General features: G+C 69.7%; 12 protein-coding genes and 1 tRNA gene. 9 read left to right on the forward strand and 4 right to left on the reverse strand.

Annotation, left to right across the window (positions count from 1 at the left end):
* Positions 1-6: 6 nt before the first annotated feature.
* From ACFHWT_RS13740 to ACFHWT_RS13755, 4 genes are all read left to right on the forward strand, one after another.
* Complete coding sequence (locus tag ACFHWT_RS13740) at positions 7-738, forward strand: class I SAM-dependent methyltransferase (RefSeq protein ID WP_416594990.1); 732 nt, start codon at positions 7-9, stop codon at positions 736-738.
* Entirely contained in the window at positions 725-2,284 is a 1,560-nt protein-coding gene (locus ACFHWT_RS13745; RefSeq protein ID WP_416594991.1) for an MFS transporter, read from the forward strand. Before ACFHWT_RS13740 ends, ACFHWT_RS13745 begins: the two co-directional genes overlap by 14 nt.
* Before the next feature lie 124 nt (positions 2,285-2,408).
* The gene (locus ACFHWT_RS13750; protein WP_416594992.1) at positions 2,409-2,822 is read left to right on the forward strand and encodes a Fur family transcriptional regulator; all 414 of its coding nucleotides are present in this window, start codon (positions 2,409-2,411) and stop codon (positions 2,820-2,822) included.
* The gene (locus ACFHWT_RS13755) at positions 2,815-3,342 is read left to right on the forward strand and encodes a flavin reductase family protein (RefSeq protein WP_416594993.1); all 528 of its coding nucleotides are present in this window, start codon (positions 2,815-2,817) and stop codon (positions 3,340-3,342) included. Before ACFHWT_RS13750 ends, ACFHWT_RS13755 begins: the two co-directional genes overlap by 8 nt.
* Before the next feature lie 326 nt (positions 3,343-3,668).
* Here ACFHWT_RS13755 and ACFHWT_RS13760 read toward each other — a convergent pair.
* Together ACFHWT_RS13760 and ACFHWT_RS13765 are read right to left on the reverse strand one after the other, a co-directional pair.
* Positions 3,669-3,752, reverse strand: a tRNA-Leu gene (locus ACFHWT_RS13760).
* A 416-nt stretch (positions 3,753-4,168) separates the two neighbouring features.
* Complete coding sequence (locus tag ACFHWT_RS13765; protein WP_416594994.1) at positions 4,169-5,161, reverse strand: helix-turn-helix domain-containing protein; 993 nt, start codon at positions 5,159-5,161, stop codon at positions 4,169-4,171.
* 263 nt (positions 5,162-5,424) lie between these two features.
* Between ACFHWT_RS13765 and ACFHWT_RS13770 the strand changes: the two genes are divergently transcribed.
* From ACFHWT_RS13770 to ACFHWT_RS13785, 4 genes are read left to right on the forward strand one after another with little or no spacing between them, the layout of a single operon-like run.
* On the forward strand, positions 5,425-7,890 hold the full coding sequence (locus ACFHWT_RS13770) for a phosphoketolase (RefSeq protein WP_416594995.1): 2,466 nt from the start codon (positions 5,425-5,427) through the stop codon (positions 7,888-7,890).
* Between the two features lie 29 nt (positions 7,891-7,919).
* Entirely contained in the window at positions 7,920-8,234 is a 315-nt protein-coding gene (locus ACFHWT_RS13775; protein ID WP_282230987.1) for an antibiotic biosynthesis monooxygenase family protein, read from the forward strand.
* Positions 8,235-8,253: 19 nt separating this feature from the next.
* Positions 8,254-9,348 (forward strand): potassium channel family protein, encoded by a 1,095-nt coding sequence (locus tag ACFHWT_RS13780; RefSeq protein ID WP_416594996.1) that lies wholly within the window; start codon positions 8,254-8,256, stop codon positions 9,346-9,348.
* Positions 9,349-9,389: 41 nt separating this feature from the next.
* On the forward strand, positions 9,390-10,556 hold the full coding sequence (locus ACFHWT_RS13785; RefSeq protein ID WP_416594997.1) for a mechanosensitive ion channel family protein: 1,167 nt from the start codon (positions 9,390-9,392) through the stop codon (positions 10,554-10,556).
* 79 nt (positions 10,557-10,635) lie between these two features.
* Here the strand turns inward: ACFHWT_RS13785 and ACFHWT_RS13790 are convergent, their stop codons facing one another.
* Positions 10,636-11,742, reverse strand: a complete 1,107-nt coding sequence (locus ACFHWT_RS13790) for a hypothetical protein (RefSeq protein WP_416594998.1) — start codon at positions 11,740-11,742, stop codon at positions 10,636-10,638.
* Positions 11,743-11,832: 90 nt separating this feature from the next.
* Entirely contained in the window at positions 11,833-11,976 is a 144-nt protein-coding gene (locus ACFHWT_RS13795; protein WP_416595000.1) for a hypothetical protein, read from the reverse strand.
* 344 nt (positions 11,977-12,320) lie between these two features.
* Here ACFHWT_RS13795 and ACFHWT_RS13800 point away from each other — a divergent pair, with 344 nt between their 5' ends.
* Positions 12,321-12,698, forward strand: coding sequence for a hypothetical protein (locus ACFHWT_RS13800; protein WP_416595001.1), 378 nt, complete (start codon positions 12,321-12,323; stop codon positions 12,696-12,698).
* Positions 12,699-12,735 lie beyond the last annotated feature (37 nt).

A 12,735-nucleotide genomic window follows, 5' to 3' on the forward strand; every position in this document is an offset into this window, starting at 1 on the left:
GAGCCGGTGCGTGACTACTACTCGCCGGTGGCCGAGTTCTACGAGATGGTGGCCGCGCGACAGGCGACCAGCAGCGGACCGGCCCTGGCCGCCGCGCTCGCCGGTGTCGACCCGTCGGCCGGTCCGGTCATCGAGGTCGGCGCCGGCACCGGCCGGGTCACCGAGATCATCGCCGCAGCCCTGCCGAGTGCGCGGATCGTGGCGATCGAGCCGTCCACCGCGATGCGGGCGGTGCTGACCAGCCGGGTCGCGACCGACGACACCCTGCGTCAGCGGGTCACCGTGGTCGACGCTGCGGCGCCGGACCTGCCGCTACCGGCCACCATCTGCGCCGCCGTGGTGTTCGGCGTCGCCGGCCACCTCGACGAACCAGAGCGGATCCGGTTGTGGCGGCTGCTGCGGCGCCGACTCGCCCCCGGCGGCGTGGTGGTGATCGAGCTGATGGGGGTACGGCGGCCCCGGGAGATCCCGTCGGCGCTGTCGATCCGCGATTCGATCGGCCGGCACGACTACGAATGGTGGGTCGCCGGTAGCCCGGCCGGCGGCGACCTGATGCGGTTCACCACCACCTGGCGGGTGTACCGCGCCGGACAGTTGGTGCGTGAGGTGACCGACAGCTACGACTGGCACACCATCGACGGCGACCAGCTCGCCCGCGAGTCCGGCATGGTCAGCCGGCCCGCCGCCGCCGTCACCGGCGCCGGAGCCCCGGAGGTGGTCGTCCTTGCCACGGCATGATTCGGCTGCGGCCGCCCGCCGCACCCTGATCACGGTCAGCGTCGCCGCCGCCATCACCACGATGGACATCACCATCGTGAACGTCGCGTTGGCGGCGATCGCCGCCGATCTGTCGGCCACCCTTCCGCAGCTGCAGTGGACGGTCAACGCGTACCCGCTGCTGTTCGCGGCCTTGCTGCTCGTCGGCGGATCGGTGTCGGACCGCCTCGGCCGGCGGCGGATCTTCGTCACCGGTGTGGCGCTGTTCACCGTCGGTTCGCTGCTGTGCGGCGTCGCGCCCGGCCCGCAGATGCTGATCGCCGGCCGCGCGGTGCAGGGCATCGGTGGCGCGCTCATCTTCGCGCCCGCCTTGCCGTTGCTGGCAGCCGCCTACCCGGGGCAGCGGCGCAACGCCGCGATGGGCGTGTTCAGCGCGACCGCCGCCGTCTCCGCAGCGATCGCGCCGCTGGTGGGCGGTGCGCTGGTGTCGAGTCTCGGCTGGCGGTCCATCTTCCTGGTGAACCTCCTGCCCGGCGCGTTCGTGCTGTTCGGCGCGCTGCGCTGGCTGCCGGCCGCCGGCCGTCAGCCGGGCCGTCGGCTCGACTTCGCCGGTGCGGTCCTCGGGGTGCTGCTGCTCGGCGCGGTCAACCTGGCGGTCATCTCCGGCGCCGACGACGGATGGACGCGACCGGTCACGCTGGTCGCCGCCGGTGTCGCGGTGGTCACCCTGGTCCTGTTCGTCGCCACCGAGCGGCGGGCCGCTGATCCGATGCTGCAGCTGGCGTTGTTCCGGATCAGGGCCTTCACCGGGGTGAGCGTGCTGAGTTTCCTGACCCGGGCGGTGGGGTTCGGCACCATGCCGTACCTGGTGCTGTGGTTGCAGGGCATGCTCGGTCACTCGCCGCTGCAGGCCGGGCTGCAGCTGTCCGCGTTGTCTGCGGCGATCGTGGCCGGCAGCCTCGTGGTGGCGCGGCTGCAGCACCGGTACGGAAACCGCACGGTCGTGGTCACCGGGTTCGTCGCCATCTGCGTGGGCTACCTGCTCGTTGCCCGGGTCGGTGCCGACTCGACCTGGCTGGAAGCGCTGCCGGGTCTGGTGCTGATCGGGGCCGGCATGGGGCTGCTGTTCGCGCCGTTGATGGGCATCTCGGTGTCGGTGGTCCCGCCACAGCAGGCGGGGATGGCCAGCGGTACGGCGAACGCGTTCTTCCCCCTCGGCACGGCGGTCGGTGCCGCGGTCTTCGGCGCGGTGCTCGCCGGCCGGGTCGGCTCCGGGTTGTCCGACGACGCGGTGCGGGCGGCCGGTGTCGCCGACGCGACGGCGACGGAGGTGCGGGATCTGACCTCGGCCGGCCGGTTCGCTGACCTGCCGACCGAGGTGGAGCGGCTGGCCCGGGTCGCGTTCGTCGACGGCCTGACAACGGTCGCCTGGGTGGCCGCCGGGGCGGCGGCCGTCGGGGTCGCGGTGGCGTTGGCGACGGTCCCGTCCCGGCGGGACAAGACAGACAGCTCCGTCGAGCGGGTGCCGACCAGGGCCGATGTTCGGCGACCGGCCGGCGGCGACTGATCGCGGAAGTGGGGCGATGTGGGCACCGGTCGCCCTGCCACCGGTGACCGGTACCCACATCGCCACCGACCCTCCTCGCCACCATTATGATAATGAGAACCGTTATGAACAAGGGGGTGGCGTCGTGAAGCAGCCGCCTGCGGAGGCGGGCCGGTCCACCCGGCAGCGCCACGAGATCCTCACCCTGCTGGACGCGACCGCTGAGTTTCGCAGCGCCCAGCAGCTCTACGCCGAGCTGCGTGCTCAGGGCTCGACCGTCGGTTTGACGACCGTCTACCGGACCCTGCAGGTGTTCGCGAACGCCGGCCAGGTGGACGTGATGCACGGCGCCGGTGGCGAGCAGCTGTACCGCCGGTGCAGCCAGACCGAGCACCATCACCTGGTCTGCCGACTCTGCGCCCGTACCGTCGAGGTGGCCGGACCGCCGACCCAGGAGTGGATCGGCCAGGTCGCCGACGAACACGGCTTCACCGATGTCAACTACATGCTCGAGCTGTTCGGGGTCTGCGCCGACTGCGACCGGCACGGCGATGGCTGAACGGTCGACGTCGGTGGTGACGGCGGGCCGGTTCCGCGAGGTGATGCGCGCCTATCCGACCGGCGTCGTCGGGGTGACCGCAGCCACCGACCGAGGCCCCCGCGCCCTGCTGGTCGGCTCCTTCTTCTCCATTTCGCTGCGGCCGGCGCTGGTCGGGTTCTGCGTGGGGGAGCAGTCCACGACCTGGCCGGACATCCGACGGGCGGCCCGGTTCGGGATCGGCATTCTCGCGGCCGACCAGCAGGACCTCGGCAGAACGCTCGCCGCCCCCGGCCCGCAACGCCTGGCCGGAGTGCCGTGGCGGCCGTCCAGCGCCGGTGTCCCGGTCCTCCCCGGCGTGCTCGCACACCTGGAATGTGTACCGGTCGCCGAGCACCCGGCCGGCGACCACACGATCGTTGTCGCGGAGGTCCGTTCCGTCAGAAGTCTTCGCGACCACCAACCGCTGATCTTCTGCCATCGCACCTTCGGCACCGTCGCCGACGCCCGCAGCGGCGACCGACAGGTACGGTCCGGCTGATCGCCAGTCCCCGCGGCGTAGCTGAACGCCGGATTATCGGCCGAGTGCGACGTGCACAGGTTGCGCCCCTGGCCCGCCACGGACCACCTAAGGTTCAAGCGTAGAAGTCACCATCGAGGCTGAGCTACGCCAGCTCGCCGGCCATGACCCTCGCCGAGATCAACACCGTGGTCGAGGCGCTCTCCGGCATCGCTGACGTCCTACGCACCGCCGACCCCGTCGACAAGGCCCAGGTCTACCAGCAGCTCGGACTCAGGCTCACATACAAACCAGGCCCCCGCATCATCGAAGCGGAGGCCAACCCTGATGGATCAGGTACCAGTTTGTGTCCGAGGGGGGACTTGAACCCCCACGCCCTATACGGGCACTAGCACCTCAAGCTAGCGCGTCTGCCATTCCGCCACCCGGACCTACCCGGACCACTCTACCGCCCCCATTCGGTAGGTCGACAGCCGGACGTCGACACCGTGGGGTCGGCGGCTGAGGGCCGCACGGGGCAAGACTGTACACGAACGGAGTGGATCATGCACAACCGTGCCGACGGGCGTTGCCGGCAGGCACGGCAGCTAACCGGACAGGAGCATCTGGATGGTGCCGGCCACTGCGGTCACCGCGTCGAGCGGGGCGTCCGCGAGCCGGCAGATCGCCACACCGAGCAGTAGCCAGGCTCCTCGGCGGCGCAACACGACCCGGACGGTGACATGGAACTCGACCGGCGGCAGGGGCCGGGCCGCCTGGCTTGCTCCGACGCTGCCATCGCCGCCGGCGTCCGCGCGGTGACCTGGTCCGCGTCGGCCTTGGCCTCCGACCGACCGTCGTCCGGTCGTCATGACCGATTCCGATGTCCGGCCGACCGGTCCCGGATCGACTGACGTACCTCGGTAGCCGACATGCCGAACAGGTGCCTGAAGTCTCGGGCGAACTGGTCCGGACGGGAGTAGCCGTGCGCGGAAACGATCTCGTTGATGGCGGTCGACGACAGTTCCGGGTCGCGCAGGCTGCGGCGGCATTCCGTCAGCCGCAGTTTCTTGACGAGTTGCATCGGTGTCGTCCCGGCGTCTTCGAAGATCCTGTACAGGTAGCGGGGTGAGATGCTGGCGGCCCTGGCGATTGCGTCCGCGTCCAGATGAGGATCGGCGAGTTTCCGACGGATCACTGCGGTGACGTGGGCGCGGTGCAGCCTCCGGCGCGCGCCCGGGCTGATCCCGGGACGTTGACCGAGTCGTTGCCGGATGATGCCGCCCACGCATTCACCGAGAGCGTCGGCGAGCTGGGGGTCCGCCGACGGATCCCGGGCCTCGGCGATTCCGACCAGGAACGCCGCGACGAGCCCGCGTCCCGGCATCCGTCTCGGTAGGGTCGAGCCGACGAGTGGGCGTACCGCCGCCTCGGGCGCTGGCACGAGAGTCCGGGGGAAGGTCACCATTGCCAACCTCATGGGGGTACGCCCGGGCACGTGCCGGGCATCCCAGGGGCGTGACGTGTCATAGAGCGCGATGTCCCGTGGGCGTAGCCGTCCCTGGTTACCGTTCTGCTCGACCCGGAGCTCGCCGCTGACGAGGACGCAGACCCGGTAGGACTCCGGATCACAGGCCCGGATCAGCCGTTGCGTCCGGAGGGCCACGCCTTCGGTGTCGGACAGCCAGCTCGTCGCCTCGACCTCATATTGGCCGACCTGGGCGATCCGCATCGCGGCGGTCAGGGACAGCGACGAACGGCCACGGATCTCCACCGGCGCGACCTCGGCCGTCGCTTCGGTTCGGTAGTACTCGTAGCGGTCCAGGGGATGGACCGAACCGGTGTCGTAGAGGGTACGCACTGCAGATCACTTCCTACTCGAAAACTCTGCTGACAAGAGAAGTGTCGGGCACCGTGGACCGGGTGGAGTTGGCTGTGGATGCACAAATCAAACTGTCGTACGTCGATATGCTGGCCGCCTTGCCGGTCCACCGTGTCGGCGTCAACGGCCGGCCAGGGGCAGGTCAGAGCATGTCAAGGGTCGTTGTGCCCCTGCCTGACAGGCACTGGAGCCGGGAAAAACTGCAGCGGCCCCCCTACGATCGGTCGTGGACGTACCCCCTGATGAGGAGGAATCCGCTCGTGACTGCCGTGACCGATCAGCGCACCGCGACCTGGGCCGGCCGCGCCGGCGCGGACGACGGGCTGCTGCGGGTGCTCGCCGCGCCCGACGACGCCGAACTGGCGCAGCTGGACGCCTGGTGGCGGGCCGCCAACTACCTGACCGTCGGGCAGATCTACCTGCGGGGCAACCCGCTGCTGCGCGAGCCACTCGCCCCGGAGCACATCAAGCCGCGGCTGCTCGGCCACTGGGGGACCAGCCCCGGCCTTTCGTTGATCTACGCCCACGTGTCCCGGTTGATCCGGCACACCGGCCAGCAGGCGATCTACCTCACCGGCCCCGGCCACGGCGGCCCGGCGCTGGTGGCCGCCGGCTACCTGGAGGGCACATACACCGAGATCTACCCGGACGTCACCCGCGACGAGGCCGGCATGCTGCGGCTGTTTCGACAGTTTTCCAGCCCCGGCGGCATCCCCAGCCACGTCTCGGTCACCACCCCCGGCTCCATCCATGAGGGCGGCGAGCTGGGCTATGTCCTGGTGCACGCGTTCGGCGCGGTGATGGACAACCCGGACCTGCTGGCCATCGCCGTGGTCGGTGACGGCGAGGCGGAGACCGGCCCGCTGGAAGGCTCCTGGAAGGGCGTCTCGTTCATCAACCCGGCCCACGACGGCGCCGTACTGCCGATCCTGCATCTCAACGGCGCGAAGATCGCCGGGCCGACGGTGCTGGGGCGTAAGGACCGCGGCGAGGTCCGCTCGCTGCTGGAAGGCCACGGGTACGAGGTCATCGAGGTCGAAGGCGACGACCTGCCCGGGATGCACTACCGGTTCGCCGCCGCCCTCGCCGACGCATGGGGCAGGATCCGCAGGATCCAGGAGGCTGCCCGCTCCGGCGACTGGGACGGCTCCCGCCCCCGCTGGCCGATGATCATCCTGCGGTCGCCGAAGGGCTGGACCGGTCCGGAGCAGGTCGACGGCATCACCGTCACCGGCACCTGGCGGTCGCACCAGGTGCCGCTGTCCGGCGTCCGGGACAACGCCGACCACCTGGCGATCCTGGAGACCTGGCTGCGCTCGTACCGCCCGGAGGAGCTGTTCGACGCCGATGGCGCACCGACCGCGACGGTGACCGGCGTCAACCCCGACGGCGACCTGCGGATGAGCGCCAGCCCGCACGCCAACGGCGGCCTGCTGACCCGCGACCTGGACATGCCCGACTTCCGCGAGTACGCGGTCGACGTGTCGCAGCCGGCGCGGCTGCGCGCCGAGTCGACCCGCAAACTCGGCGAGCTGATGCGTGACATCTACACCCGCAACCCGGACCGGTTCCGGCTGTTCTGCCCGGACGAGACGAACAGCAACCGGCTCGGCGCCGTCTTCGAGGTCTCCGACCGCGGCTTCATGGAGCAGGTGTACCCGTCGGACACCGCGATCAGCCGGCACGGACGGGTGATGGAAGTGCTGTCCGAACACAACTGCCACGGCTGGCTGGAGGGCTACAACCTGACCGGCCGCCACGGCATGTTCGCCACCTACGAGGCGTTCGCCATGGTCAGCGCGTCGCAGACGGTGCAGCACGGCAAGTGGCTGCAGGAGGCGGCGCACCTGCCCTGGCGGGCCAAGGTGCCCAGCCTGAACATCCTGTTGACCTCGACTGCCTGGCGCAACGACCACAACGGCTTCTCCCACCAGGGGCCCGGGCTGATCCAGGTGGTGCTCAACCAGCGGGGCACCGTGTCGCGGGTCTACCTGCCGCCGGACGCCAACTGCCTGCTGTCGGTCGCCGACCACTGCCTGCGGTCCAGGTCGTACGTGAACCTGATCGTCATCGACAAGCAGCCGCAGCTGCAGTGGCTGACCCTGGACGAGGCGGTCGAACACTGCGCCAAGGGTGCGGACATCTGGGAGTGGGCCGGCACCGACGACGGCAGCTCGGAGCCGGACATCGTGCTGGCCTGCGCCGGTGACGTGGTCACCATGGAGACGGTCGCCGCCGCGCAGATCCTGCGGGAGCGGCTGCCCGGCATGAAGGTCCGGGTGGTCAATGTGGTCAACCTGATGCGGCTGCCCCGGCCCAAGGACCACCCGCACGGCATGAGCGAGACGATGTTCACCGAGCTGTTCACCGACTCGGTCGACGTGGTGTTCGCCTTCCACGGCTACCCGGGTGCCATCCACCAGCTGGTGCACGGCCGGCCGGACGCCGACCGGTTCCGGGTGCGGGGCTTCATCGAGGAGGGCACCACCACCACGCCGTTCGACATGACGGTCCGCAACCGGGCGTCGCGCTACCACCTGGTGATGGACGCGATCAACAACGCCCGGCGGCTGCCGCGCGGCGCCGCCGACCTCAAGGTCTGGTGCGAGCAGCAGCTCGCCAAGCACGAGGCGTACGTGGTGGAGCACCTGGAGGACATGCCCGAGGTGCGGGACTGGTCGCTGGGCGACTGGGCCAACCAGGGCTGAGCGCGGGTACCCCCGACTAGGCTGTCCACATGGCAGTCGTGAAGATCAACGCGATCGAGGTCCCCGACGGCGCTGGCGACGAGCTGGAGCGGCGGTTCGCCGCTCGCCAGGGGGCGGTGGAGAACGCGCCCGGGTTCCTGGCGTTCGAGCTGCTGCGCCCGGTCGCGGGGGAGGGCCGCTACTTCGTCTACACCCGCTGGGAGAGTGAGGAGGCCTACCAGGCGTGGGCGGCCGGCCCGGCCCGGCAGGCCCACGCCGCCGGGGACGGCGAACGGCCCCGCCCGCCGGTGGCGACCGGCGCCAGCCTGCTCGAGTTCGAGGTGGTGCAGTCGACCAGCCGGTAAACGGGGTATACCTGCGCCCATGATGTGGCTGTGGGCGGTACCGGGTGGCGCGTTGATCGCCGTGGTGGTGGTCGACGTCTGGTTGACGATCCTGCACCCGGACGCGGAGGGCCCGCTCGCCGGCGCGGTCCGGCGGTCGGTTTGGCGGCTGTCGTCGTTCGCCGCCAACCGGCGTCGCCGACCCGAGCGTACGTTGCTGGTCTGGGCCGGGCCGGTGCTGGTGACCGGCACCTTCCTGGCCTGGATCGTGCCGCTGGTGGTCGGCGTCGCGTTGGTGGTGTGGCCGCACCTGGACGGCTACCACCGGGTCGCCGGCTACGGCCCGACCGGTTTCGACGACGCCCTGTACTTTTCCGCCGGCACCCTCACGGTGCTCGGCTACGGCGACCTCACCCCGGACACCCCGGCGCAGAAACTGCTCGCGGTGTGCGTCGCGGCGCTCGGCTTCGCGTTGTTCGCCGCGCTGGCGACGTACCTGATCGAACTGATCACCGGGTTGACGGTGCGGAACCGGTTCGCGCTCGCCGTGCACGACCAGGTCCGCGGCAGCGACGGCGTCGGGCTGATCGTGCGCAGCCTGACCGCCGAAGGGGTCGACGCCGCCCGACAGCGCTGCGCGGACTGGGCGGCCGACCTTCGCGCGATCGACGACACCGTCCGGCGGTACCCGTTGGTGGCGCTCACCTACCGGCCGCGGCGGCCGGACTACGACCTCGAACCGGCTTTGGAACATGTCGTCGAGGCGACCGTCGCCGCGCTGCTCACCGCCCGCTGCGCCACCTGGCGTGGTCTCGGACCACGGGCCGAAGAGCTGGCGTACGCGTTGCTGCGCGCCCAGGACACGATCGCCCGCCGCTACCTGGACGACACGTTCCTGGACGTCGACGACGACGCCGACCACGACGACGCCGACCAGATGCTGCGGCGCCTGCAGTCGCGGCTAACCGCCGCGCTGGGTGACCGGTACGACCAGAAGACGAGCCGGGACGGGCTGGTCGGGGTGGTGTTGGCCCGGTCCGTACCGTTCCTGGCCGGTCTGCGGGGCTGGTCCGCCCCGTTGGTGACGCTGCGCGACGTCGACCGGTCCTCGGCCGGCACCGGTCAATGTGATTAGCTGGCCGCTGCCGACAAACCGATGGGAAGGAGATGTCGGACGTGTCCGACGCCCTGGTCAGCGCCGCGATCGTGATCGGATCGGCGGCTGCGGCGGCCCTCGCCGTCACCGTCGTCTACCGCATCCTCCGCTTCGCGGGCCGCCGTTCCATGCTGCTCACCGACATCTCCCGGCGCGCCTTCTGGCCGACGGCGATCATCGCCGCGCTTCTCGCCGCCCGCTTCACCATCCCGATCGCCACCACCAACGGCTGGCACGAGCCGGTGCAGCACGCGATCCTGCTGGCCACCATCGCCACCGGCGGCTGGCTGGTCGCCACCCTGCTCGGCCTGGCCGCCGACACCGCGCTGCGCCGATTCCCGATCGACGTCAACGACAACCTCGCCGCCCGCCGCGCGCACACCCAGATCACCGTGATCCGCCGGGTCGCCTTCGCCGTCGTCGGCGTGCTCACCGTCGGCGCGATGCTGATCACCTTCCCGGGGGCCCGCGCCGCCGGGGCGAGCGTGCTGGCCTCCGCCGGTCTGGTCGGTGTGGTCGCCGCGCTCGCCGCGCAGAGCACCCTCGGCAACATCTTCGCCGGTCTGCAGCTTGCCTTCGGCGACGCGCTGCGCCTCGACGACGTGGTCGTCGTCGAGGGCGAGTGGGGTCGCGTCGAGGAGATGACTCTCGGCTACGTGGTGGTGAAGATCTGGGACGAGCGTCGGCTGATCCTGCCGTCGAACTACTTCACCACCACGCCGTTCCAGAACTGGACCCGGACCGCGTCGTCGGTGCTCGGCACCGCCGAGATCGACGTCGACTGGAGCCTGCCGGTCGAGTCGATGCGTCAGGAACTGCGTCGCATCGTCGAGTCGGAGGCGGCCGCGCCGCTGTGGGACGGTCGGGTCTGCGGGCTGCAGGTGACCGGGGCCACCGACGGCAACATCCGGACCCGCGCGCTCGTTTCAGCGGCCAATTCGTCTGATTTGTGGGATTTGCGGTGCCTGGTTCGCGAACAACTCGTCGCCTGGGTGCAGACCCAGCACCCACAGTCGCGACCCCGGGTCCGCGCCGAGGTCGGCGCGGGCGGTCCGGCGGACGAGGCCGCCGCCGACCTCACCGCTGGCGGGCCGCCCAGTGGCAACCCCAACGGCGGTACGCCGCAGCAGCGTACCGCCGAAACCACCCCGGGCGTCGGCGACCAGGACCAGTCCCCGCAGCGGTGACCACCGTGCCACACAGCGGCGGGTAGATCTCCGACACACCACCTGCGCCAGGGCGCATCCTGGGGGTGGGCGCAAGAGGTCAGAATCGGTCGGCGGCGAGCAGCTGGCGCAGTGCCCGGCGGGCCTGCCCGGCAACGACCCGGTGCCGGCGGCCGAGGCACGCCTCGCTCATCAGCCGGTAGCGCCGTAGCAGGTCGACCAGGTCGAGGTCGATCGCTGCCGCGCCGGTCCGGCGTTGTCGGGTCAGGTACGCGGCGAGAAATATCTGGTACAGCTCGTCGACCAGTGACCCGCCGGTCGGCTCGGTGGCCCTTCGCGAGCCGACACACAGGTGCAACAGCGACGTGAAGAGCCCGGCGAGGTCGTACTCGCGTACCGCCAGCAGCCGGCTCGGCCAACCGGGAGCGCGGCTGGTCTCGCCCTCGAAGTCGAGTACGTGTATGCCGGCGTCGGAAAGTCCGACCTGGTAGAGATGCAGGTCGCCGTGTCCGACGGCCAGCGGCCGGCGGCCTGCTGCGAGTACGTCGCGTGCCGTGGCGGCCAAGGTGCCCCATCGGGTATCGGCGGCGGGGATTCGCAAGGTCCGGGCCGCATGGTCGGGCAGTTGGCGAAGGGCCGCGTGCAGCGCTGGACGATCGACCGGCGTCGGCTGCTGCGGTCCTGGCCGGGCCAGCGCCGCGTGCAGGTCAGCGACCAGTGCACCCAGTCGGGACAGATGAGGACCAGCGGTACGGCGGAACCCGGTACCGGTGTCCGTACCGTCGGCAACAGCCTGTAGGTGAGTGCCGAGGCAGCGGTATCCGGGGATCGCCGACATCCGAACGGCGACGGGGATCTCACGCCAGCCGTTGCTGATCGCGATGCGGCCGTGCAGGTGCGGCGTGTCGAGCCGGTCGGCTGCGGTGAGGTGCTGCAGGAGCTGGGCCTCGCGCGCCGTCGTGGCGCTGGCGTGCCGGTAGACCTTCCAGAGGGTGCCGTCACCTGCGTCGAGCAGCGTGTTGGCGCTGGTGGTCACCAGCCGTCGGTGGGCGCCCACTGTGACGACGCGGCTGGTGAGCGCGTCACCGGTCGACCGGAACTCGACCCGGGCCGGCTCGACTGGATGTGGCAGGTCGAACGTCCCGGCGATGGCGACCCCACCAGAGTGCCCGGCCAACGGGCCGTCACGCAGTTCGCCGGCTTCCATCGATCAATTGTGACCAATGAAAGCCGGCAGGGGGGTTGTGTCGAGATGTGACCGATCGGTCACCTTTGGTGTGGGCTGTTCAGTCTCTCTCTATTGAATGAGCTTCCCGATCTCTCCGATCGAGGAGGCAACCCATGTGACCCATTGCGAGATAGCCGTGCTCCAGTCGATGGAGAGGGTGGCTGCCAGGTGGGCCATGACTTCTACCTGGATAATGACGAGCGTCACGAACACGGCGGCAATACTAGTTGATCTTCAGCTCCTGTCCAAAAAGTGATTTGCCACCGAGCCATCCAATGCTACTTAAAGTAGCAGCAGAGTTACTTTTCGTGCATTTCGCTCAGGAGGGCAGATTCGGGGAGTGACTGTGCGTGAAGAAGGTCGCGGAACGGGTAAAACACCCTCCGAGGCTGTGTCTAGCCTTGAGCATCTCTGTCGGAGATCTGTTTGTTGCTGTTGCTGGACCCGGCAAATCGCTATAATAGAAGCCTGTCTCTGAGTGAATTCGGTTCGTTTCTGTCGTTGTCGATCGGGTGATCGAAATGGGCTGTTGATGATCTGTGCAATGGGGGTTCCTGGTGATCGATCCGATTGTCATGGCGATTGTCTCGGCGGCCGCGGGGAAGGGTGCGGAGACACTGATATCAGATACAAGATCGGCTCTGGGTGCGCTTTTCAGAATGGTGCGTGGGCGGCTCGGTGGCGGGGACTCGCCGACAACGCCGTTCGATGCCTTCCTGGTTGAGCCCGCCGACGACGACCGTCGTGACGCCCTGATTTCGGCCCTGAACAGGGAGATTGCCGATGACCCTCAGTTCGCCGACGCCCTGCGCGGCCAGCTGCGGCTTGCTCGGGCGGAGGTCGACGGAGCGGTGGGCGGGGTGCGCAACGAGTTTCACGGCTCGGCGGGAACGGTGATCCAATCGAGGAATATCTCTGGAGGGATCACCTTCTGAGAGTAGTAAACCTGAGTTGCATTCATTTTCTCCCATA

The sequence above is a fragment of the Micromonospora sp. LOL_021 genome (genome assembly GCF_048060215.1).
GTDB lineage: Bacteria > Actinomycetota > Actinomycetes > Mycobacteriales > Micromonosporaceae > Micromonospora_E.